The organism is Dechloromonas sp. A34 (genome assembly GCF_026261605.1).
In the GTDB taxonomy this organism is placed as follows: Bacteria; Pseudomonadota; Gammaproteobacteria; order Burkholderiales; family Rhodocyclaceae; genus Azonexus.
This window is the reverse complement of record NZ_CP102486.1, coordinates 4,376,676-4,397,581: the sequence shown is the minus strand read 5'-3', so window position 1 is coordinate 4,397,581 and position 20,906 is coordinate 4,376,676. Positions and strand designations below refer to the sequence as shown.

Here is a 20,906-nt window from a genome sequence, read left to right as displayed (position 1 = left end):
ATAATCTCTCCGCCCTCAAGGAGGAAGAATGGCGATAACAATCGATGCCTGCGCCGCGCAGCATCAGGGGGACCGCAAGGAACAGCAGGATCGCGTAGCCATCCTGCCGCATTCCCGGAAACGCGGGGTGGCGCTGGCAGTTGTCGCCGATGGCATGGGCGGGCATACCGGGGGCGCCCTGGCGGCCGAGCAGGTAATTCATACCGCCAAGAACAATCTCGACCATTTCTCACCGGCCGACGAAAGTCCGCAGTGCATGCTGGAAAATAGCATGCGCGAGGCGCATACGATGATCAAGGCGTCGCGCTTCATGAACGAAAAGGATCCGCACAGCACGGCCGTCATGCTTCTGTTGCAACCCGGTCGCGTGACCTGGGCGCACTGCGGCGACAGCCGGCTCTACCATTTTCGCGGCAAGCAGTTGGTGGAACGCACCGTCGACCACTCCTACGTCGAGCATCTGGTGGCGACGGGAAAAATCACTCCGGAGCAGGCGCTGACCCATCCCAATCGCAATGTGCTGTTGACCTCGCTGGGCGGTCAGGAGGAACCCAAGTTCGATTTCGCCGATACCGAGGACCTGATTGCCGGCGATGCCTTCGTCCTCTGTTCGGACGGCCTCTGGGCCTATTTTGACGATGTCGAAATGGCCGGCCTGGTGGCCGACAATTCGGCCCGCAACGCCTGTGAGACGCTGATCGAAAAGGCGCGCCAACGGGGCGCCGGCAGTGGCGATAACGTATCGCTGGCGATCATCAAGCTCCAGGAAGCCTTGCCGGAGAAACCGAAATTGCCGACCGGTTTCGGGCCGCAGCTACCAACGTAATCGCTGCCCGCCATGAAAAACGGCACCGTCAGGTGCCGTTTTGCTTTCCGGTGCGGGAATCTACTTGCGACCGAGGCCGCCGAGCAGTGCGGCGACAACGCGTTTCGGCTTGTGCGGGTCGACCTTGGCCGGGGCGTTCGGCGAATCCGGCACTTCGCCGCGCGGCGTGATGTCTTCGTAAGGCTTGCTGAAGTCGAAGCCGTCGGCAGCGACCATCGGGTTGCGGCGCGGTGGACGACGTTCCGAACGCTCGCCGCGTTCAGCCCGCTCCGGGCGCTCCGAACGTTCCGAACGCTCGGGACGATGGGCGACCGGAGCCTTGATTGGCGCTGCGCTGCGCTTCTTCTTGTTGCCCGGCGGGTATTCGTATTCCGCTTCCGGTTCGAAACCGACTACTTCGACCTGTTCGATCGGCCGCTTGATGAGCTTTTCAATATCGACCAGATAGACGACTTCGCGGGCGCTGACCAGCGAGATGGCGTTGCCCAGCTTGCCGGCGCGACCGGTACGGCCGATCCGGTGCACGTAGTCTTCCGGCGTGTGCGGCAGCTCGTAATTGATGACGTAGGGCAGGTCGTCAACGTCCAGGCCGCGGGCGGCGACGTCGGTGGCGATCAGGGCGTCGGTTTCGCCGCTCTTGAAGGATTCGAGGGCCTTGATGCGTTCGAGCTGGCTCTTGTCGCCGTGGATGGCGTCAGCTTTGATGCCGGCGCGCTGCAGTTCGCGGGTCAGGCGCGAGCAGCCCTGCTTGGTACGCATGAAAACGAGACACTGGCGGATTTCGGCCGATTTCAACAGCTTGATCAACAGGCCACGTTTGCCGAATTCGGAAACCGGATGGACGCGATGGGTGATGTTTTCCGAGACCTGATTGCGGCGGGCGACCTCGATGAGGATCGGCGACTTGAGCATCTTGTCGGCCAGCTTCTTGATTTCTTCCGAGAAGGTGGCCGAGAAGAGCAGGCTTTGCCGTTGCGCCGGCAGCATGTTGAGGATGCGCGTGACGTCGGGTACGAAGCCCATGTCGAGCATGCGGTCGGCTTCGTCGAGAACCAAGGCCTGGACGGAGTTGAAGCTGACGCTCTTGTTCTCGACGTGGTCAAGCAGGCGGCCAGGGGTGGCGACGAGGATTTCGACGCCTTTTTTTAGTTCGGCGATCTGCGGCCGGATATCGACGCCACCGAAGGCGCACATGGCGCGGATCGGCGTGTGCTTGCTGTAGGTTTTGACCGACTCGTAAACCTGCATGGCCAGTTCGCGGGTCGGGGCGAGGATCAGAGCGCGTACAGGGTGCTTGGCCGGCGACGGGCTGCTGCTCGCGAAGGGCAGGATGCGTTGCAGGATGGGCAGCGTGAAGGCGGCCGTCTTGCCGGTGCCGGTCTGGGCGCCGCCCATGATGTCCTGCCCGCTGATGATCAGCGGAATGGCTTGGGCCTGGATTGGCGTCGGCTTGGTGTAGCCTTCGTCGAGAACGGCGCGGAGCAACTCCGGCGCCAGACCGAGGTCGGCGAAGGTGATTTCGGGCGCTACGTCGGCAGCGATGATTATGGCGTTTTCGCCGGCTAAGGTATTGATTTCAGACATGGGGCCGGATTATACCCCCCGGGCCGCAGTTCAGGGCTTTGCTGTCTGATCCAGCCAGCTCAGAAGTTTGGCGTAGAGAACATCGGGGGCGACCGGTTTGCCGATATGGTCGTTCATTCCGGCCGCTAGGCAGGCTTTCCGGTCTTCGTCGTAGACGTTGGCGGTCATCGCCAGAATCGGAACGTGCTTGCCGGCCGGGTCGCGACGAATGCGAATGGTCGCTTCGATGCCATTCATCACCGGCATCTGGATATCCATCAGGATCAGGTCGTATTCCACAGATCCCGCCATGTCCACCGCCTGGGCACCATTTTCCGCGATATCGACGCAGATTCCGACGCTTTCCAGTTGTTCGATGGCTACTTCGCGGTTGATCAGGTTATCTTCGACCAGCAGTATCCGCTTGCCGGCGTGGCGGGCCGTCAGTTCGAGGTCGGCAGCCGGAGCTGATGCTGCAGCCGGCGCTTGGCCGTCCAGTTTGCCGAGTCGGGCGGTGAACCAGAAGGTACTGCCGAGGCCGGGCGCGCTGTCGACGCCGGTTTCACCGCCCATCAGTCCAGCCAGTCGGCGGTTGATGGCGAGACCGAGGCCGGTGCCGCCATGGCGTCGGGTGCTCGAGTTGTCCGCCTGCTCGAAGGCGTCGAAGACGCGGGCGGCGTCTTCCTGGGTCAGTCCGATGCCGGTGTCGCGGACCGCAAAACGGACCAGCAAACTGTGCTGATCCTGGTCGACAACGGCGGCATCGACCGCGATTGCGCCGTGGGCAGTGAATTTGAGGGCATTGCCGACATAGTTGATCAGCAACTGCCCGATCCGCGTCGCGTCGCCGGCCAGGCAGGGCGGCAAGGCGGAGAAATCGATGCTCAGGCCGAGGCCTTTCTGCCGCGCCTGATCGGCAAACAGGGCTTCGAGTCGGGTCTGCAGATCCTGCGGGCGGCATTCGTCGGTGCTCAGCTCGAGCTTGCCGGCTTCGATCTTGGAGAGATCGAGAATATCGTTGAGGATGCCTAGCAGATGGCTGGCCGCGGTCCCGATCTTGTTCAGCCGTTCGGTCTGGTCGGGCCGCGGGCCGGCTCGTTGCAGGACATGGGTCAGGCCGATGACGGCATTCATCGGTGTGCGGATCTCGTGGCTCATGTTGGCGATAAAGGCGCTCTTCGCCCGATTCGCCGCTTCGGCGACTTCTTTGGCCTGATTTAGGGCGTGGTTGACCTGGGTCAGTTCGGCGGTCCGTGTCTTGACGATGCCTTCCAGTTCGTCACGATGCGCTTGCAGGGCGCCCTCGGTTCGCCGTAGATCTTCCAGCATCTGCCCTTGTCGATCCATCAGTGCTGACTGATGACGCAGGGCGCGCAACAGGAAAAAAACCAGAAAGGCGAAGACGCCGGCCAGCGACCAGCCGAGGCTGCGGATCAGCATGGGGTGGCGGCTCGGGGCTTCGGGCTGGGCTAGCGCCAGTTGCCAGGTGCCGCCGGGGATGCTGATGTCCATGAATGGACCGTGACCGGCAAAGAGTTCCGGGTCGCCGAAAAAGATTTCCCCTATGGCGCCGCTACCGTCGCGTCCGCGCAACGCGATCCGGGTGTCGCCGTGCGTCGTCAGCGGTTCCAGTGCACGAAAAAGACTGGCGGTATCGATTACCGTGCTGATCAGGCCCCAATAGGCGCCCGCGATGAAAACCGGGGTGCGGTAAATCAGTGCCTCGCCGCCCTGGACCAGTTTGATTGGGCCGGCAAGGAATGTTTTGCGCTCGCGGATCGTGCGTTCGACGGCGGGCCATTGCACCTTGTTGTCAGGGTAGTAAAGCCCGATGGCGCCCTCATTGCCGGCAAGGGGGAAAACGTGCTGCAGACGGTTGCCGGGGGCGATTCCCAGGTTGCGGAAATGGCGGCCCTGTTTGTAGATCAGGCCGAGCATCTCCTCGATTTCGCGTTTGTCGATCCGGCCCTGGCGGGCGATGATGTAGGACTCGACGCCGCTGGTCAGAAACACGGTGGCGTTGAGTTCGGATTCGAGGACGGCGCGGATGGCGCCGGCCTTGGCCTGTGCTTCCAGGCGTTGTTCGCCAAGGGTGCGCAACGTCAGTTCGCGCACGGCGAATTCGCAACCCAGCCCGAGGGTTACGAACAGCAGCAGGGGGTAGAGGATGGTGCCCAGCTTCAGTTGGCCGGCGTTGCGTTCAGCCATATTCGGCATCCAGGAATAAGTGGATGGTGAGGATCAATTCGACGCCGACTCCGGATTCGAGGGTGACCCGACCAAACATGTTTTTCGTCGAGTCAGGGTTTTTCGGCGCTTTTTCCTGGGGCCTTGGCTGCCGTTTCTTCCTTGACGGGGGGGCTTGCGCTGCTGGCTTCCGGCGCGACGGCTGGCTTTTTCTTTTTGGTGCCCGGCGGTTCCGCCGGCGGCAATTGCGGGGTGATCGTCTCGATCTGGTTGGCCCGCATGTATTCGTCCATTTCGCGCCAACCGGCATAGACACCTGCCTTGGGTAGCCAGCCGTAGATCGAGTAGCAATCTTCGATGGCCCGGCCGGAATGTCGGCAGGCGCTGCCGACTGCCTTGGCCTCGGCTTCGAGTCGCGCTTCCTTCTTGGCCGGATCCTCGAGACCGAGTTTCTGATTGACCTGATCGCAGCCGGTGAGGGGCAGCAAGGCAACGAAGACGAGGATAAGGCGGGTGATCATGGCGCGAATTCTCGCACATTCATGAAAAATGTGGCGAAGGCGGGAGTGCGGCGCCAACGTTATAATCAGCGTCTTTCTGAATTGCTGGAGTACATATGCCGCATCATTCCCGTTTTCTGCTCGCTGCCATTGGTTTGGGCCTTGCCTTTTCGGTGCAAGCGGCCAAACCCGCCAAGTCGGCCGCCAAGCCTGCTCCGGCCCCGGTTGCGGCGGCTGATTTTGAACTTGCGCATAATCTCGGCCCCCTGGGCGAGGAGCGTTTGCAGGCGATGGTCGATCGCTTCAACAAGGAAAATGCTGGCAATCTCAAGCTGGTGCGCCTGGAAAAAGGCGACAAGCCGGCCGGCCTCAACCTGATTCGTCGCTACGATGTGAGTGAGGTGTTGAGCCAGCCGAAGCAGTTCATCCCGCTCCATGAAATGATGACCAAGGCCCGCCAGCCGCTGAAGTTCGGGGAATTGTCGGGTGATCTCAAGGCGGGTGTGGTTGATGCCAAGGGCCGTCTGGTAGCGCTGCCCGTTCTTTATTCGACGCCGGTACTGTTCTACAACAAGAATGCGTTCCGCAAGGCCAAGCTTGATCCGGAGCAGCCGCCGAAGACCTGGTTCGAGATGCAAGGTGTGCTCGACAAGCTGCAGGATGCCGGCTATGCCTGTCCCTACGCCTCTTCCTGGCCGGTCTGGGTGCATATCGACAACGTCAGCGCCCTTTCCGGTGTACCGGCGACCACCGACAAGGGCCTGCTGAATTTCAACGGCCTGCCCCAAGTCAAGCACATTGCCATGATGGCGACGTGGACCAAGGCCGGGTATTTCCGACAGTTTGGTCGGCGCAATGAAGCCAGCGCGAAGTTCCATGAAGGTGAATGCGCGATGCTGACTACGGATTCACGCGAGCATGTCGATTTCCATGACGCCAAGGGCGTCGATCTGGGCGTCGCCCCCTTGCCCTATCACGATGATGTCTATGGCGGTCGCCAGTCCTCCTTGGCCGATGGCGCTTCCCTGTGGGTTGGGGCGGGTCACTCGGCAGCCGAGTACAAGCAGGCGGCAAAGTTTGTTTCCTTCCTGCTGTCGCCGGAGATTCAGCTTGAAATGGTGCGCAAGCACGGTGGTCTGCCGCTAACTGCCGCTGCCCGTGCCGCTACGCGCAGCAAGCTGCTCAAGGATGACGCCGACCGTACGCTGGAAATTGCCTACGCCTCGCTGAACGGTAGCGGCAGCAAGCCGGCCCTGCGCGTGGCCAACATCGATCCGGTACGCGTAGTTGCTGACGAGGAACTGGAAACGGTCTGGGAGAACAAGAAGCCGGCCAAAGCTGCGCTCGACACGTCGGTCAGCCGTGGCAACGCGGTGCTTGCCGCTAAGCCGGCCCTGAAGAAGGCGCAGCCCTTCTGATGTTGGTGCCGCTGCCGCGCTGGATAGCTCATCGCGGTGGCGGCTCGCTGGCGCCTGAAAATACCCTGGCTGGTATCCGTCTGGCGGCGCGCCTGGGCTTCCGGGCGGTCGAGTTCGACGTCATGTTGAGCGGCGACGGTACTCCGGTTCTGATCCACGACGAAACGCTGGAGCGGACGACCAGCGGTCGCGGTCCGGTTGCGACGACATCTGACGCCATTCTTTTCGCGCTCGATGCCGGTGGCGGCGAGCGTATTCCCCGCTTTGCCGAAGCGGCGGCTTTGTGCCGCGAGCTTGGCTTGCTGGCCAATGTTGAAATCAAGCCGGCGAGCGGGTATGAGAGGCCAACGGCTGAAGCGGTTGGCCGGCTGACTGCTGAGTTGTGGCGCGGAGCGCCGGTTCAGCCCCTGCTTTCCTCATTCTCGCTGGAAGCGCTGGAAATTGCGCGTGATCTGGCGCCGGAAATCGAACGGGGCGTGCTGTTTGAGGCGGTCCCTGCCAACTGGCTGAGCGAAATACAACGTCTCCAGGCGGTTTCCCTGCATTGCGATGGCGACCTGCTGACTGACCCGGTGCTGGCCGAAGCCCGGGGGCAGGGGATTCCCGTGCTCTGTTACACGGTCAATGCGCCGGAGAAGGCGATTGCGCTTTTCGGGCGCGGGGTCAGCGCCCTGTTTACCGATCGCCTTGACCTTTTTCCGCCGGCAACAACTGCTTACAAAGGCTTGCATTTAGGCGGCTGATTTCTTTCAGGATTCGTCTTTAAATGGCGGCCAGGGAATCCACCCGTCATCCAGGAGGAAAAAATGAAAAACTTCAAAATGCTTGCCGCCGTTGCGCTCTCGTTGCCTGTCCTGGCCTTTGCCCAGGCCAATACGCCGCGTGTCGATCAGCGCCAGGCCAATCAGGAACAGCGTATCGACCAGGGCGTCGCTTCGGGGAGTCTGACGCAGCGCGAGGCCAATCGCCTCGAACGTGGCCAGCAGCATGTCGCGAACATGGAAAGCCGCGCCAAGGCGGATGGCGTAGTGACGCGTCAGGAGCGCGTTCGCCTGCACCAGGCTCAGGACGTCCAAAACCGCCGTATTTACGCGCAAAAACACGATCGTCAGCACGATTACAACCACAACGGTCGCGTCGACCGTCCGCGCCGTCGCTAGGAGCGCCTGGTTCCGCCCCCCAAGACCCGCCACCCGGCGGGTTTTTTGTTCCGGCCTCGGCATTGTCATTGCAGGACAGGCTTGCCGACATGAGCGTTCACTGAACCCTATGGCTTTCATTTAAAATCACGCCTTTCGAATTCAACGCCTCTGAGGCCGCCAGCTTATGAAAAGCTCCGAAATCCGCCAGCAGTTCCTCGACTTCTTCGCCTCCAAAGGCCACCAGATCGTTTCCTCCAGTTCGCTGGTGCCGCATGAGGATCCGACGCTGCTGTTTACCAATGCCGGGATGAACCAGTTCAAGGACGTTTTCCTCGGCTTCGACAAGCGCCCCTACTCCCGTGCGACGACCTCGCAAAAATGCGTGCGCGCTGGCGGCAAGCACAACGACCTCGAAAACGTTGGCTACACCGCACGCCACCACACCTTCTTCGAAATGCTCGGCAACTTTAGTTTCGGCGACTACTTCAAGCGCGATGCCATCACCTACGCCTGGGAACTGCTGACCGAGGTCTACAAGCTGCCCAAGGACAAGCTGACGGTGACCGTCTATGCCGAGGACGACGAGGCCTACGCCATTTGGACCAAGGAAATAGGCGTTCCCGCCGAACGCGTCATCCGCATCGGCGACAACAAGGGCGCCCGTTACGCCTCCGACAATTTCTGGATGATGGGCGATACCGGCCCCTGCGGTCCGTGCACCGAGATTTTCTACGACCACGGCGAAAAGCACTGGGGCGGCCCCCGGGATCGCCCGATGAAGACGGTGATCGTTTCATCGAGATCTGGAACAACGTCTTCATGCAGTTCAACCGCGACGAAGCCGGGGTCATGCACCCGCTACCCAAGCCCTCAGTCGATACCGGCATGGGTCTGGAGCGTATCTCTGCCGTGCTGCAGGGGGTGCATGCCAACTACGAGATCGACCTCTTCCAGAGCCTCATCAAGGCAGCCGCTCGCGAAACCTCTGCCGCCGACATGGAAAGCCCGTCGCTGAAGGTGCTGGCCGACCACATCCGTGCCTGCTCCTTCCTGATCGCCGATGGCGTCATTCCGGGCAATGAAGGCCGCGGCTACGTGCTGCGCCGGATCATCCGCCGCGCCATCCGCCACGGCTACAAGCTGGGTGCCCGCGCCGCCTTCTTCCACAAGATGGTGCCCGATCTGGTCGCCGAGATGGGAGGTGCCTACCCGGAACTGGTCGAGAGTCAGAGCAAGGTCATGGCCATGCTCAAGCAGGAGGAGGACCGCTTCTTCGCGACCATCGAGAACGGCATGGCCATCCTCGAAGGCGAACTGGCCGAGATGGCGGCCAAGGGCGTCACCGTCTTCAACGGCGAGACCGCCTTCAAACTGCATGATACCTACGGATTCCCGCTTGATCTTACCGCCGACATCTGCCGTGAGCGCCAAGTGACCGTGGATGGCGCCGCCTTCGATACCGCCATGGCCCGCCAGAAGGACCAGGCGCGCGCCGCCGGCAAGTTCAAGATGGCCGCCAATCTGGAGTATGAAGGCCCGGCCAGCACCTTCCATGGCTACGAGCGCCTGGAAACCCCGGCTACTGTTCTCGCACTCTATAAAGACGGCACCGCCGTCAATGCTCTGGATGAAGGCGATTTTGGCGTCGTCGTCCTCGACAACACGCCGTTCTACGCCGAATCAGGCGGCCAGGTCGGTGACCGCGGCGATCTGAAGGGGGCGGGCGGCATCTTCGCCGTCGAGGATACCCAGAAGATTCAAGCCACAGTCTTTGGCCACCACGGTATCGTCAAGACCGGCCACCTGAGCGTCGGCCAGCAGGTCGTGACGCGGGTGGACGCGATCGCCCGGGCGGCCACCGCCCGCAACCACTCGGTCACCCACCTGATGCACAAGGCACTGCGCGAAGTTCTCGGCCAGCACGTGCAGCAGAAGGGTTCGCAGGTCGATCCGGACAAGACCCGCTTCGATTTTGCCCACACGACTCCGATGAGCGCCGAGGAAATCCGCGAGGTTGAGGAAATCGTCAATAACGAGATTCTGGCCAACGCGGCGACCGAATCGCGGGTTATGGGCATCGAGGATGCGCAGAAATCCGGTGCCATGATGCTGTTCGGGGAAAAGTACGGCGACGAGGTGCGGGTGGTCGCCATCGGTTCCTCCAAGGAGCTGTGTGGCGGCACCCACGTCGGCCGCACCGGTGACATCGGCCTCTTCAAGGTTCTCTCCGAATCCGGCGTTGCCGCCGGCGTGCGCCGTATCGAAGCGGTTACCGGTAATAACGCCTTGCGTTACGTCCAGGACCAGGAACGCCGCGTCCAGGGAGTTTCCGCCCTGTTGAAGACCCAGCCCGAGGAAATGGCCGAGCGCGTGGTCAATATTCTCGACAACGTCCGGGCGCTCGAAAAGGAGCTGGCCCGTCTGAAGTCCAAGCTGGCCTCCTCGCAAGGTGACGACCTCGCCGGCCTAACGGTGGAAGTCAAGGGGGTCAAGGTGCTGGCAGCAATGCTGGAGGGCGCCGATGTGACCGCCCTGCGCGAAACCATGGACAAGCTCAAGGACAAGCTGAAGTCGGCCGCCATAGTGCTGGCCTCGGTCGCCGATGGCAAAGTGACGCTGATCGCTGGCGTCACTGCCGACCTGACCGGCAAGGTCAAGGCCGGCGAACTGGTCAATATGGTTGCCCAGCAGGTCGGCGGCAAGGGCGGTGGTCGCCCGGACATGGCCCAGGCCGGCGGCACCCAGCCGGAAAACCTGCCGGCGGGGCTGGCTTCTGTTTCAGCGTGGCTCGAGAGCAAGCTGTGAAAGCCCGGGTATTCGCGTTACTCTGTGTGCTGCTGGCCGGACCGGTTCTGGCCAGCGAACTTGATCGCACGCCGCTGGAAGCGCAGACAGCCGATGGTCAGAAGGTGCGGCTGTTTCCGAATGGTCGATGGGAATACGTCGATGCCGCCAAGGCGGCGTCGGCGCAGCAGCTTGCCGCGCAATACCCCGAAAACAAGACCCGTCCGCTCGATGCCCAGGGCGGCGTATTCGGCAGTGTCGGTCGGGTCATCATGCCTGGCGACAAGGACTATAACCGGGGGTCGCTGAATCCAAAACTGCGCTGATTTCTCCAGCTCCCCAGCGCTGAATCGGTATCCAATATAGATCAATATAACCGTACAAATAATATGGTTATATTGATCTGAGTCAATATGACTTTCGTCTGAGTCTTTAGCATCGCTTTCTTTCAATGGCAAATGGAGGGAGTGTTTATGCAAAAGAAGATTCTTGTTGCTGCGCTGGCTGTTGCCGGTTTCGTTTCGGCCAATGTGCAGGCCGAAGAAGGCAACTTCATGGTCCGTGCGCGTGCGGTCAATCTTGCTTTCGACAATTCGAATAAGGATGGTTTGGATAAGGTTGGTGTTGGCAAGGTATCCGCCGAAGACCTCTGGATTCCCGAAGTCGATTTCAGCTACTTCATGACCAAGAACCTGGCGCTCGAACTGGTCCTGACCTATCCGCAACAAGTCGACATCCGTACGTCCGCTCTCGGCAAGATCGGTCATGTCGATGTCCTGCCGCCTTCTCTCGTACTGCAGTATCACTTCACCAATCTCGGCATGTTCAAGCCCTATGTCGGTGTCGGTCTGAACTATTCGATCTTTACGAAGAAGAGTTTTAATACCGCCCTGGGCAAGATTTCCGTCGATAATGATTCGATCGGTGCTGTCGCTCAGCTTGGTGCGGATTTCATGCTCACCAAGAATTGGTCTCTGAACGTCGATGTCAAGTACATCACGATGGATACCAAGGTGAAACTGGATGGTGCCAAGCTCGGTACACTTGACCTGAGCCCGGTGACTGCCGGTATCGGTATCGGCTATCGTTTCTGAGCGCTTAGAAACGCGGTTCGACAAAGGGGTGCCAAGGGGGCACCCCTTTTTTTGATCAGGGCAATCGTCTGCCTGTGTCGGGCGTGGCGTCGGTTGTGCGCACGACTTCGCCCTCAATGATGTGGCCGCTGCGGTAAGCGCTGCCGGTGGTGGCTCCCTTGACCTGTTGGCGCAAGGTGCGCGTCTTCCACCAGAACCAGCCGGCAAACACCAGGCCGGCGATGGCGATCACCGCCAGGGCGGCCAGCGAAAACATGATGGCGAGAACGACAAGTCCGGCACTCAGTACGAAGGCCAGCAGCTTTTCTAGCGGGCCGCGGGCTTGTCGGCTGCTGTGAGCGGAATAACGGGATTTTTGCTGGTTCAATGACAAGTCGTCCTCGGCATTGGTATTGAAAGTCATGGGGCTTCTCGATGGGGGCGAATGTGGTGGCAGGGAGTGTCAAGCGTGCCCGACTTTTGATCGCTTGTCTGTGCGGCGCCTGTCGAAATTTGTGACCGTCCGTAAGCAAACCGGCGAATCTACGGGGCGAGCGTGACGGCCGTGCCGCTTACCGCGACCATCAGCATGCCATTCTTTTCACCGAGTACCTCATAGTCGATATCGATGCCGACGATGGCGTTGGCCCCCAGACGGCTGGCGGCTTCGGCCATTTCTGCGAAGGCGGTCTCGCGGGCGGCACGCAGGGTTTTTTCGTAGGCGCCGGCGCGGCCGCCGACGAAGTCGCGAACAGCGGCGAACATGTCCTTGAGAAAGTTGGCACCGATGATGGCTTCGCCGGTGACGACGCCGTGATATTCGCGAACGTTGTGGCCTTCGACGCCAGGGGTGGTGGTCATCAGCACGGGGCTTCCTTTTCGATAGTGTTGGCCCAATGCAGGGCCTCGGTCTGGACGGCGGTTTCGCTCACCAGAGTCCCTTAAAACGGCAGCTGGATGCCGGGCCAGACGGCATTCAGCGCTTGCCGAAATCCGTTCTGGATACGTTTGAGAGCGGCCGCATTGTCGGCTTCGAAGCGCAGGACGACGACGGGCGTGGTGTTCGACGGGCGGGCGAGACCAAAACCGTCGGCGTATTCGACCCGCAGGCCGTCGATGGTGATGATTTCCTCAGCGCCGGGGAACTGGCCTTCAGCTTTCAACTTGTCGATCAGCGTGAACGGCTCGCCTTCGGCCATCTTGATATTGAGTTCAGGGGTCGATGGCGAATTGGGCAGGCCGCGCAGAACCGCATTGCCATCCGCAGCTCGTGACAGGATTTCGAGTAGGCGGGCGCCGGTGTATAGGCCGTCGTCGAAACCGTACCAACGTTCCTTGAAGAAACAGTGGCCGCTCATCTCGCCGGCCAGCGGGGCGCCGGTTTCCTTGAGCTTGGCCTTGACCAGCGCGTGGCCGGTGTTCCACATCAGCGGTACGCCGCCATGCTGCTTGATCCACGGCGCCAGCAGGCGCGTGCACTTGACGTCGTAGATGATGGTGCCGCCCGGGACGCGCGCCAGCACGTCGGCGGCGAAGAGCATCAGCTGGCGGTCGGGAAAGATGATTTCGCCATCTTTGGTGACGACGCCGAGACGGTCGCCGTCGCCGTCGAAGGCAATGCCAATTTCGGCATCGGTTTCCTTGAGCGCCCGGATGACGTCGGCCAGGTTTTCCGGCTTCGACGGGTCCGGGTGATGGTTCGGGAAATTGCCATCGACCTCACAGAACAAGGGCACGATCTCACAGCCCAGGCGCTTGAACAGTTCGGGGGCGATCGCGCCGGCGACGCCGTTGCCGCAATCCATGACGATCTTCAGCGGGCGAGCCAGTTTGACGTCGCCGACGATGCGCTCGACGTAGGCGTCAAGGACATCGGCGCTGCGGCGTTGGCCCTGGCCGTATTTCAGGTCGTCGGCCTCGATACGTTTCTTCAGGTTCTGGATCGCGTCGAGGGCCAGCGTCGTGCCGCCGATCACCATCTTCAGACCGTTGTAGTCCGGCGGGTTGTGGCTGCCGGTGACCGAGACGCAGGAATGGCAGCCCAGTTCGTAGGCGGCGAAATAGGTGACCGGGGTCGGCACGCAGCCGATGTCGATGGCGTCGATGCCGGCGGCGCAGATGCCGTCCATCAACGCCCCGGCCAGTTCCGGGCCGGAAAGGCGGCCGTCGCGGCCGACGGCGATCGCCGTCTGACCCTGCTCGATGGCCAGTGAGCCGAGGGCATGGCCGATCTGGCGGACGACGGCGGCGGTCAGCGACTTGTTGACGATGCCCCGGATGTCGTAGGCCTTGAAGATTTCAGCTGGGAGTTGGCTCATGCTTGGCCTTTATGACGTTTCGAAAAGAAAGAAGTGTAGGAGCCTTTGCGGTAGCCAGTCCAGATGTCCCGGAAAGGCACCGCTGACGAAGCCGACGTGACCGCCTCCGGCAGGCTGTTCGAGGCGGACCCGGGGGGCGACGTCAGCCATGGTTGGCAGGTAGGCGGCGGGCAGGAAGGGATCGTTTTTCGGGTTGACGGCAAGGGTCGGCACGGCAATCGATTTGAGCCACGGCTTGGCCGAGGCCCGCTGCCAGTAGTCGTCAGCGCCGGCAAAGCCGTGGACCGGGGCGGTGACGGCATCGTCGAACTGGTAGAGGTTGATCGCCTGCTGCATCCGGGTCGCGTCGAAAAGACCGGGGAACTGGCGCAGACGGGCAGCCGAGATGGCTTTCAGGGTATTGAGAAAATGTCGCGTGTAGACGCGATTGAACCCGCGGGCCAGATGGTGACCACAGGCGGCGAGGTCGACCGGAGCGCACATCGCGACGACGCCGGTGACCAGTTCGGCGGCCGCCGGGCCGCGTTCGCCGGCCCATTTGAGCAGGGCATTGCCGCCGAGCGAGACGCCGGCGGCATGCAACTGGCGGCCACCGTTGGCGGCGTGCAGGCGGCGCAGGATCCAGTCGATTTCTTCCGAGTCGCCGGAGTGGTAGGCGCGCGGGCGGCGATTCAGTTCGCCGGAACAGCCGCGAAAGTGTGGCAGGGCCAGCCGCCAACCGGCTTTCTTGCAGGCGTGGGCGGTCGAGATGGCGTAATGGCTGTGGGCGCTGCCTTCGAGGCCGTGAAACAGGACCAGCAAGGGAGCGTTGGTCGGGCCGTCGAGGTGGTCGACGTCGATGAAGTCGCCATCCGGGGTGGTCCAGCGCTCGCGCCGCAATTGGAGCGGCTGAGGTTTGATTAGCAACGGCCAGATGGTCTGGGCGTGGCCACCGGGCAACCAGGCCGGGGCGCGGTAGGGTTTCAATGCAGCGTGTGGGGAACCGAGTCGACCATCGCCTGATGGCTGTCGTCGGCGGCCGAGGCGTGGCGGCTGACCAGGCGCCAGCCATGGGCGCCGCGCGCATAGACGTGGGTCACATGCAGCGGGCCGTGCGGGCTGGGGTCGTCGCCGACGAAGAGCACTTCGGTCAGGTGATGGATGGCCAGCACCGAGCCCTGCCAGTGAGCGACCTGCTCGGGCTGGACGCGAATCTTGGCTGTGGCGAAAATGTTGCGCCAGCTTTCGCGGATCGGCACGATGCCGGTCAGCCGAACGCCGGTTGGATGGACGCACAGCGTTTCCTCGTCGTCGGCCCAGATCTGGATCAGCAGATCGGCATCGCCTTTGACGATGGCGTCGTAGAAGGCATGTTCGACTTCTTCAGGCGAGGCAAAGTTGTTGGCTTGGCTCATGCTGCGATTCTTTTCAGGGAGGCTGCCAGAACCTGCTCGGGCGACAGCTTGTTCAGGCAGTCGAAGTGGCCGAGCGGGCATTCGCGCTTGAAGCAGGGGCTGCAATCAAGATTGAGACTGAGGATGTCGGCCTGGTCGGAGAGCGGCGGAGTGAAACCGGGCGACGAGGAACCGTAAAGGGTAACCAGAGGGCGGTCGAGCGCGGCGGCGACATGCATCAGGCCGGAGTCGTTGCAGACCACCAGGTCGGTCAGGGCCAGCAGGTCGACGGCCTGGGCTAGCGAGGTGGTGCCGCACAGGTTGTGGCAGAGGCCGGGAGCCAGTTGCGAGATTTCTTCGGCGACGGCGTGGTCCTTGGCGGAGCCGAAGAGCCAGATGGCGTAGCCGTCGGCAGCCAGTTTTCTGGCCAAGGCGGCGAAATGGGCAGCCGGCCAGCGTTTGGCCGGACCGTATTCGGCACCGGGGCAGAAGGCGACGATGCGGGCTGGGCGTTCAAGATCGAGTTCGTCCAGGGTTTTTTGCTGGTCGGCTGCCGTCGAGCGGATTTTCGGGTAGGCGATCGGCTTGGGCAACGCAGCGCCGGGAGCTTCGGCCAATTGCGCAAAACGCTCGACCATCAAGGGCAGGGCCGCCTTGTCGAGGCGGTGGCGAACGTTGATCAGGCCGTAACGGGATTCGCCGATGAAACCGATGCGTTGCGGAATGCCGGCCAGGAAGGGCGTCAGCGCTGATTTCAGCGAATTGGGCAGGACATAGACGGCGTCGTAGCCGCCTTCTGCCAACTGCCGGGCCAAGCGCCAGCGGGCCTTCAGCGACAGCTGGCCGTGGCCGAACGGGCTGTCGATGACCTCGCCGATCTCGGCCATCCGGTGCAGAACCGGGGCCACCCAGCGCGGCGCGAGGGCATCAAGCTGCAACCCGGGATATTTGGCGTGCAGCCGTGCGAACAACGGCTGCGCCATGATGGTGTCACCGATCCAGGAGGGGGCGACGATCAGGGCTCTCTTCATGCGAAAGCGGCGGGCTTCTGGCCCGCCGCCCGAGACTTAGTGATGGCCCTTGGGCGCTTCGCCCTTGAAGACGTACTTGGCACTGCAGTACGGGCAGGTGACCTCGCCCGTCTTCAGCACGTCAAGGAAGACGCGCGGATGCTGGGCCCAGAGTTCGGCGCCCGGTTGCGGGCAATGCAAGGGCAGGTCGTGGGCGGTGACTTCAATGGTCTTGTTGTCGGACATCGTGTTTTCCCTGAGCTTCTTAGATGTAGGCCAGCCAGTTGTCGTGCTGGGTCGAGCGGCCATAGACCACATCGAAATACTTGGCCTGGATCTGCGCGGTGATCGGGCCGCGGCGGCCGATGCCGATCTGGCGGCCGTCGAGTTCGCGGATCGGGGTGACTTCGGCGGCGGTGCCGGTGAAGAAGGCCTCGTCGCAGGTATAAACCTCGTCGCGGGTGATGCGCTTTTCCTGAACGGAAAGGCCCAGTTCCTCGGCAATCTGCAGCACCGTGGCGCGGGTGATGCCTTCCAGGCAGGAGGTCAGGTCCGGCGTGTACAGCTTGCCCTTCTTGACGATGAAGAGGTTCTCGCCAGCGCCTTCGGCGACGTAGCCTTCGGGGTCCAGCAACATGGCTTCGTCGTAACCTTCGTTGGTCACTTCGTTATTGGCCAGAATTGAATTGATGTAGTGGCCGGACGCCTTGGCGCGCACCATGGAAATATTCACATGGTGGCGGGTGTAGCTCGAGACCTTGACGCGGATGCCGCGCTCCATGCCTTCCTCGCCGAGGTAGGCACCCCAGGGCCAGGCGGCGATGGCGACATGGACCTGGGCACCCTTCGGGGAAACGCCCATCTTTTCCGAGCCGTAGAAGGCGATCGGGCGCAGGTAGCCGGATTCGAGCTTGTTGGCGCGCAGCACTTCCTTGTGTGCTTCGTTGATGGTCGCCTTGTCGTAAGGCATGGCCATCTGGAAGATGTGGGCGGAGTTGAACAGGCGGTCGGTGTGGTCTTCCAGGCGGAAGATGGCGGTGCCACGCTCGGTCTTGTAGGCACGGACGCCCTCGAAGACACTCATGCCGTAGTGCAGGGAATGGGTGAGGACGTGGGTGGTCGCCTCGCGCCAGGGCACAAGCTTGCCATCCTGCCAAATAAAGCCGTCGCGGTCCGACATGGACATGGTCATTTCTCCGTGTTGCGCGTATCAAAGCGCACAATTCTAGCCGAATTCAGACGTTAAAATAACGCTTTTGCCGATTGAGCCTTGCCATGATCTGGAAACCCCATGTGACCGTAGCCGCTGTTGTCCAGCGTGACGGCAAATTTTTGCTGGTCGAGGAAGAGACCGATGCCGGCCTCGCTTTCAACCAGCCGGCCGGGCATCTCGAAGAAGGCGAAGCGCTGATCGACGCGGTCGTCCGCGAGGCGCTGGAAGAAACCGCCTATCACTTCAAGCCGACGCATCTGATCGGGATTTACAACTGGAAGCATCCGGCCAAGGATGTGACCTACCTGCGCTTTGCTTTTGGTGGTGAGTTGCGCGGCTACGAGGCCGAGCGCAAGCTCGACGATGGCATCATCGCCGCCCGCTGGCTGACCCTGGATGAGGTCAAGGCCACCCAGGCGCGCCATCGCAGCCCATTGATCCTGCGTTGCATCGAGGATCTGATTGCCGGCAAATCCTACCCGCTCGACCTGCTGGTGCATTACGCTTGATGCGGCACTGGCTGGCGGCTGTGCTTGTTCTGCTGGCGGGCAATGCCCCGGCGGATGAGACGGTCAGCCTGTGCTATGGCTATGGTTGCCAGTCCTTTGCCGAGGTGCGCTATAGCGAGGTACATCTGGCAACTGCGGCTTATCTGCTTAATGCTGCGGCGGATGCCGGTGAAGAGCGGGAAATCCTCGCCCAGGTTATCGGGAAAATGTATGGTTGGGCTGGTCAGCAGTCGGATATCCATAGTGACCGCGGTGGCAATTTTGCCGACGGCAACGAGCCCGGCAAGATGGATTGCATTGATCACGCGACGTCGACGACACGCTTGTTGCGCGTGCTCGAGGCGCAGGGTGCCCTCCGCTTCCACCGTGTGCTGGAGCCGGATGTCCGGCACTGGGGCTATGTGTTTCCCGCGCACTACTCGGCGGTGATTGAAGAAGGACGCGATGACGAAGCCCGGCGCTTCGCCGTCGATAGCTGGTTTGTCGATAATGGAGAGCCGGCGGTGATTTTGCCGCTGGCTGACTGGAAGAAGGGGGCTGGGCCCGATGTCTGAAAAAACTGTGGTGGTCGGCTTGTCCGGCGGTGTCGATTCCTCCGTCGCAGCGTTGTTGCTGAAGCGCCAGGGCTGGAAGGTGATCGGCCTGTTCATGAAGAACTGGGAAGACGACGATACCGAGGAGTATTGCTCCTCGCGCCAGGACCTGATCGATGTCATGAGCGTCGCCGACCGCATCGGCATCGACGTCGAGGTGGTTAATTTCGCGGCCGAATACCGCGAGCGGGTGTTTGCCGAATTCCTGCGCGAATACCAGGCCGGGCGGACGCCGAATCCGGACATCCTGTGCAATTCCGAGATCAAGTTCAAGGCCTTCCTCGATCACGCCCTGCAACTCGGTGCCGACAAGATCGCCACCGGCCACTATGCCGGCGTCCGTGAGTTCAATGGCGAATTCCAGTTGCTGAAGGCCGAAGACGGCACCAAGGACCAGAGTTACTTCCTCTATCGGCTGAACCAGTCGCAGTTGTCGAAGACGCTGTTCCCGCTGGCCGATCTCTACAAGCGCGAGGTGCGCAAGATCGCCGAGGCCGAAGGCCTGCATGTGGCGACCAAGAAGGATTCGACCGGCATCTGCTTTATCGGCGAGCGCCCGTTCAAGGACTTCCTGGCCCGTTATCTGCCGCCGAAGAAGGGCGAAATCCGCCGTCTCGACGACGGCAAGCTCATGGGCGAGCACGACGGTCTGATGTTCCATACCATCGGCCAGCGCAAGGGGCTGCATATCGGGGGCATCAAGGAAAAGGGCGTGCCCGGTGGCGGTGATCACGACGCCTGGTTCGTCGCCGGCAAGGACATGGCGAAGAATGTGCTCTACGTCGTGCAGGGGCACGACCATCCGGCGCTGCAGCGAAATGACCTAGTGGCCGAGCAACTGTCCTGGGTCTCGGGCCGCGCGCCGCACCCGCACTGGGTTTATACCGCCAAGCCGCGCTATCGGACATCCGATCAGCCCTGCGAAGTCGAGCGGGTCGATGGCGACAGTTGCGCGATCAATTTCGCGGAAGCGCAGTGGGCATTGACCCCCGGGCAGTCGGTGGTGCTCTACGAAAGCCGGGTTTGCCTCGGCGGCGGGGTCATCCGCTAGGCGCAGTCAGCTATCGCTGCACCGCATCTCCGATTTTTCGATGACGGTGCAAAAGGCGTGGAGAAGGTCGGGGTCGTGCTTGATCCCTTCTTCGCTGGACAGGATATCCATTACGGCTTGGTGCCGACGCGCCTTATGGTAGGGGCGGCTGGCCGCCATTGCATCGTAGTTGTCAGTCAGTGAGATGATCCTTGAAAGCAACGGGATATCGTTGTTTTTGAGTTGGTCCGGATAACCCGAACCATCAAAGTTTTCATGATGATGGCGAACGATGCGGCCGAGCTCTGCTGAGTGCTCGGCGCCAATCGCCAAGATGATGCGTTCGCCGATCAGGGTGTGCTGTTTCATGCATTCCCATTCCTCGCGCTCAAAGGGCGCCGGCTTGCGCAACACATTGTCCGGAATGCCGATCTTGCCGATGTCGTGGAATTGCGCACCCAGAGTCAGCAACTCGATTTCCGCGGTCGATAGCTCGATATGCCGACCCAGTTCTTCGGCAAGCTGAACCACGCGTTCGCAATGAACGCGGGTGTGGGTGTCCCGTTCGCCAAGTGCGACAGTCAAGGATCGAGCGACACTCTCCATGGAAACTCCCTTTGATCTGGGCATTAAATCACCTGAATCCAGCCTCTGAGGCATAGACAGCCGAATCTGGCGGCGGGTTCATTCCGCACGGTACAAAAAGAAGGGGTGCCCAAAGGCACCCCCGAGATCTGGCGGCATTGGCCTTGCTCAGTCTTTCGGTACGGTATCGGCGAACGAGGAGCGTTGCATCAGCTTCGCGTAGAGCTTGGCCAGGTTGGGGTGACTTTCCTGCCAGTTGATGTCGGCAAAGCGGAAACAGAGATAACCCAGCGCCGTGCCGGTAGCGATATCGGCCATCGAGATGTGGGTGCCCATGCAGAAGGTCTTTTCGCCCAGTTCCTCAGCCATGAATTCCAGGCTGCGCATGATCTTGCCGCGCTGACGCTCGATCCAGTCGTCGCTCCTCTGTGCCTTCGGGCGCTTGGCTTCGAGGAAGGCGGAGGCGGCGGCGTCGCAGATGCCGTCGGCCAGTGCCTCCCAGCGCTTGACCTCGGTCCGCTCGCGGTTGGGGGCGGGGAAGAGCTTGCTGTTCGGGGTGACGTTGTCGATGTATTCGACGATCACGCGGGAATCGAAGAGCGGGGTTTCGTCATCGAGCACCAGGACGGGGATTTTCCCGAGCGGATTGATCTCGGGCACCTTGCTGTCTTCAAACCATGGTGAATCGATTACGAACTCGTATTCGATCTTTTTCTCGGCCAGCACGATGCGCACTTTGCGCGCAAACGGACTGGTGTGGGAGCCGATCAGCTTCATCGCAT

At 61.6% G+C, this 20,906-nt stretch carries 22 protein-coding genes and 1 pseudogene; 10 read left to right on the top strand and 13 right to left on the bottom strand.

Annotated features, from left to right (window positions below):
* Positions 1–28: 28 nt before the first annotated feature.
* Positions 29–826 (top strand): PP2C family protein-serine/threonine phosphatase, encoded by a 798-nt coding sequence (locus NQE15_RS21885; RefSeq protein WP_265944746.1) that lies wholly within the window; start codon positions 29–31, stop codon positions 824–826.
* A 60-nt stretch (positions 827–886) separates the two neighbouring features.
* On the opposite strand, the gene NQE15_RS21880 is transcribed toward NQE15_RS21885, so the two are convergent.
* The 3 genes from NQE15_RS21880 to NQE15_RS21870 all read right to left on the bottom strand — a co-directional run bounded on the left by NQE15_RS21880 (position 887) and on the right by NQE15_RS21870 (position 5,097).
* On the bottom strand, positions 887–2,344 hold the full coding sequence (locus NQE15_RS21880) for a DEAD/DEAH box helicase (RefSeq protein WP_265950381.1): 1,458 nt from the start codon (positions 2,342–2,344) through the stop codon (positions 887–889).
* 96 nt (positions 2,345–2,440) lie between these two features.
* Positions 2,441–4,597, bottom strand: a complete 2,157-nt coding sequence (locus tag NQE15_RS21875) for a response regulator (protein WP_265944744.1) — start codon at positions 4,595–4,597, stop codon at positions 2,441–2,443.
* A gap of 92 nt (positions 4,598–4,689) precedes the next feature.
* Positions 4,690–5,097: a hypothetical protein gene (locus NQE15_RS21870; protein WP_265944742.1), complete on the bottom strand. Its 408-nt coding sequence runs from the start codon at positions 5,095–5,097 to the stop codon at positions 4,690–4,692.
* Positions 5,098–5,192: 95 nt separating this feature from the next.
* Between NQE15_RS21870 and NQE15_RS21865 the strand changes: the two genes are divergently transcribed.
* From NQE15_RS21865 to NQE15_RS21840, 6 genes and pseudogenes are all read left to right on the top strand, one after another.
* A complete protein-coding gene (locus NQE15_RS21865) occupies positions 5,193–6,494 on the top strand; it encodes an extracellular solute-binding protein (protein WP_265944740.1) in 1,302 nt (433 codons plus the stop codon).
* The gene (ugpQ, locus tag NQE15_RS21860; protein ID WP_265944738.1) at positions 6,494–7,237 is read left to right on the top strand and encodes a glycerophosphodiester phosphodiesterase; all 744 of its coding nucleotides are present in this window, start codon (positions 6,494–6,496) and stop codon (positions 7,235–7,237) included. The genes NQE15_RS21865 and ugpQ overlap by 1 nt, the downstream gene beginning before the upstream one ends.
* Positions 7,238–7,300: 63 nt before the next feature.
* On the top strand, positions 7,301–7,654 hold the full coding sequence (locus NQE15_RS21855) for a hypothetical protein (protein ID WP_265944736.1): 354 nt from the start codon (positions 7,301–7,303) through the stop codon (positions 7,652–7,654).
* 166 nt (positions 7,655–7,820) lie between these two features.
* Positions 7,821–10,441: pseudogene (gene alaS / locus NQE15_RS21850) on the top strand (alanine--tRNA ligase).
* On the top strand, positions 10,438–10,746 hold the full coding sequence (locus NQE15_RS21845; protein ID WP_265944734.1) for a hypothetical protein: 309 nt from the start codon (positions 10,438–10,440) through the stop codon (positions 10,744–10,746). The pseudogene alaS and the gene NQE15_RS21845 overlap by 4 nt, the downstream one beginning before the upstream one ends.
* 147 nt (positions 10,747–10,893) lie before the next feature.
* The gene (locus tag NQE15_RS21840; protein WP_265944732.1) at positions 10,894–11,514 is read left to right on the top strand and encodes an OmpW/AlkL family protein; all 621 of its coding nucleotides are present in this window, start codon (positions 10,894–10,896) and stop codon (positions 11,512–11,514) included.
* A 55-nt stretch (positions 11,515–11,569) separates the two neighbouring features.
* Here the strand turns inward: NQE15_RS21840 and NQE15_RS21835 are convergent, their stop codons facing one another.
* The 8 genes from NQE15_RS21835 to NQE15_RS21800 all read right to left on the bottom strand — a co-directional run bounded on the left by NQE15_RS21835 (position 11,570) and on the right by NQE15_RS21800 (position 17,380).
* Positions 11,570–11,917, bottom strand: a complete 348-nt coding sequence (locus tag NQE15_RS21835) for a hypothetical protein (RefSeq protein ID WP_265944730.1) — start codon at positions 11,915–11,917, stop codon at positions 11,570–11,572.
* Positions 11,918–12,036: 119 nt separating this feature from the next.
* Complete coding sequence (locus NQE15_RS21830; RefSeq protein ID WP_265944728.1) at positions 12,037–12,360, bottom strand: heavy metal-binding domain-containing protein; 324 nt, start codon at positions 12,358–12,360, stop codon at positions 12,037–12,039.
* Between the two features lie 74 nt (positions 12,361–12,434).
* The gene (locus NQE15_RS21825; protein WP_265944726.1) at positions 12,435–13,811 is read right to left on the bottom strand and encodes a phosphomannomutase/phosphoglucomutase; all 1,377 of its coding nucleotides are present in this window, start codon (positions 13,809–13,811) and stop codon (positions 12,435–12,437) included.
* A 9-nt stretch (positions 13,812–13,820) separates the two neighbouring features.
* The gene (locus NQE15_RS21820) at positions 13,821–14,777 is read right to left on the bottom strand and encodes a YheT family hydrolase (protein WP_265944724.1); all 957 of its coding nucleotides are present in this window, start codon (positions 14,775–14,777) and stop codon (positions 13,821–13,823) included.
* The gene (locus tag NQE15_RS21815; protein WP_265944722.1) at positions 14,774–15,205 is read right to left on the bottom strand and encodes a YybH family protein; all 432 of its coding nucleotides are present in this window, start codon (positions 15,203–15,205) and stop codon (positions 14,774–14,776) included. Before NQE15_RS21815 ends, NQE15_RS21820 begins: the two co-directional genes overlap by 4 nt.
* Positions 15,202–16,215 (bottom strand): lipopolysaccharide heptosyltransferase II, encoded by a 1,014-nt coding sequence (gene waaF, locus NQE15_RS21810; RefSeq protein WP_265944720.1) that lies wholly within the window; start codon positions 16,213–16,215, stop codon positions 15,202–15,204. Before waaF ends, NQE15_RS21815 begins: the two co-directional genes overlap by 4 nt.
* 36 nt (positions 16,216–16,251) lie before the next feature.
* Positions 16,252–16,440 carry a zinc-finger domain-containing protein gene (locus NQE15_RS21805; RefSeq protein WP_265944718.1) on the bottom strand — a complete coding sequence of 63 codons (189 nt, stop codon included), beginning with the start codon at positions 16,438–16,440 and terminating at the stop codon, positions 16,252–16,254.
* 19 nt (positions 16,441–16,459) lie between these two features.
* Entirely contained in the window at positions 16,460–17,380 is a 921-nt protein-coding gene (locus tag NQE15_RS21800; RefSeq protein WP_265944716.1) for a branched-chain amino acid transaminase, read from the bottom strand.
* Between the two features lie 89 nt (positions 17,381–17,469).
* Between NQE15_RS21800 and NQE15_RS21795 the strand changes: the two genes are divergently transcribed.
* The 3 genes from NQE15_RS21795 to mnmA are packed head-to-tail and all read left to right on the top strand — an operon-like array spanning position 17,470 to position 19,560.
* On the top strand, positions 17,470–17,916 hold the full coding sequence (locus NQE15_RS21795; protein ID WP_265944714.1) for an NUDIX hydrolase: 447 nt from the start codon (positions 17,470–17,472) through the stop codon (positions 17,914–17,916).
* The gene (locus tag NQE15_RS21790) at positions 17,916–18,470 is read left to right on the top strand and encodes a hypothetical protein (RefSeq protein ID WP_265944712.1); all 555 of its coding nucleotides are present in this window, start codon (positions 17,916–17,918) and stop codon (positions 18,468–18,470) included. Before NQE15_RS21795 ends, NQE15_RS21790 begins: the two co-directional genes overlap by 1 nt.
* Positions 18,463–19,560 carry a tRNA 2-thiouridine(34) synthase MnmA gene (gene mnmA / locus NQE15_RS21785; RefSeq protein WP_265944710.1) on the top strand — a complete coding sequence of 366 codons (1,098 nt, stop codon included), beginning with the start codon at positions 18,463–18,465 and terminating at the stop codon, positions 19,558–19,560. Before NQE15_RS21790 ends, mnmA begins: the two co-directional genes overlap by 8 nt.
* Positions 19,561–19,566: 6 nt before the next feature.
* Here mnmA and NQE15_RS21780 read toward each other — a convergent pair whose 3' ends face one another.
* Both NQE15_RS21780 and NQE15_RS21775 read right to left on the bottom strand, forming a co-directional pair.
* On the bottom strand, positions 19,567–20,145 hold the full coding sequence (locus NQE15_RS21780) for an HD-GYP domain-containing protein (RefSeq protein ID WP_265944708.1): 579 nt from the start codon (positions 20,143–20,145) through the stop codon (positions 19,567–19,569).
* A 147-nt stretch (positions 20,146–20,292) separates the two neighbouring features.
* The gene (locus NQE15_RS21775) at positions 20,293–20,901 is read right to left on the bottom strand and encodes a glutathione S-transferase (RefSeq protein ID WP_265944706.1); all 609 of its coding nucleotides are present in this window, start codon (positions 20,899–20,901) and stop codon (positions 20,293–20,295) included.
* Positions 20,902–20,906 lie beyond the last annotated feature (5 nt).

Bases quoted from the DNA above. Each gene is read 5' to 3' on its own strand.
- NQE15_RS21795 (WP_265944714.1), top strand. From the start codon at position 17,470: ATGATCTGGAAACCCCATGTGACCGTAGCCGCTGTTGTCCAGCGTGAC.
- waaF (WP_265944720.1), bottom strand. From the start codon at position 16,215: ATGAAGAGAGCCCTGATCGTCGCCCCCTCCTGGATCGGTGACACCATC.
- NQE15_RS21805 (WP_265944718.1), bottom strand. From the start codon at position 16,440: ATGTCCGACAACAAGACCATTGAAGTCACCGCCCACGACCTGCCCTTG.
- NQE15_RS21835 (WP_265944730.1), bottom strand. From the start codon at position 11,917: ATGACTTTCAATACCAATGCCGAGGACGACTTGTCATTGAACCAGCAA.
- NQE15_RS21840 (WP_265944732.1), top strand. From the start codon at position 10,894: ATGCAAAAGAAGATTCTTGTTGCTGCGCTGGCTGTTGCCGGTTTCGTT.
- ugpQ (WP_265944738.1), top strand. From the start codon at position 6,494: ATGTTGGTGCCGCTGCCGCGCTGGATAGCTCATCGCGGTGGCGGCTCG.
- NQE15_RS21865 (WP_265944740.1), top strand. From the start codon at position 5,193: ATGCCGCATCATTCCCGTTTTCTGCTCGCTGCCATTGGTTTGGGCCTT.
- NQE15_RS21855 (WP_265944736.1), top strand. From the start codon at position 7,301: ATGAAAAACTTCAAAATGCTTGCCGCCGTTGCGCTCTCGTTGCCTGTC.
- NQE15_RS21775 (WP_265944706.1), bottom strand. From the start codon at position 20,901: ATGAAGCTGATCGGCTCCCACACCAGTCCGTTTGCGCGCAAAGTGCGC.
- NQE15_RS21790 (WP_265944712.1), top strand. From the start codon at position 17,916: ATGCGGCACTGGCTGGCGGCTGTGCTTGTTCTGCTGGCGGGCAATGCC.
- NQE15_RS21825 (WP_265944726.1), bottom strand. From the start codon at position 13,811: ATGAGCCAACTCCCAGCTGAAATCTTCAAGGCCTACGACATCCGGGGC.
- NQE15_RS21780 (WP_265944708.1), bottom strand. From the start codon at position 20,145: ATGGAGAGTGTCGCTCGATCCTTGACTGTCGCACTTGGCGAACGGGAC.
- NQE15_RS21870 (WP_265944742.1), bottom strand. From the start codon at position 5,097: ATGATCACCCGCCTTATCCTCGTCTTCGTTGCCTTGCTGCCCCTCACC.
- NQE15_RS21875 (WP_265944744.1), bottom strand. From the start codon at position 4,597: ATGGCTGAACGCAACGCCGGCCAACTGAAGCTGGGCACCATCCTCTAC.
- NQE15_RS21815 (WP_265944722.1), bottom strand. From the start codon at position 15,205: ATGAGCCAAGCCAACAACTTTGCCTCGCCTGAAGAAGTCGAACATGCC.
- mnmA (WP_265944710.1), top strand. From the start codon at position 18,463: ATGTCTGAAAAAACTGTGGTGGTCGGCTTGTCCGGCGGTGTCGATTCC.
- NQE15_RS21885 (WP_265944746.1), top strand. From the start codon at position 29: ATGGCGATAACAATCGATGCCTGCGCCGCGCAGCATCAGGGGGACCGC.
- NQE15_RS21800 (WP_265944716.1), bottom strand. From the start codon at position 17,380: ATGTCCATGTCGGACCGCGACGGCTTTATTTGGCAGGATGGCAAGCTT.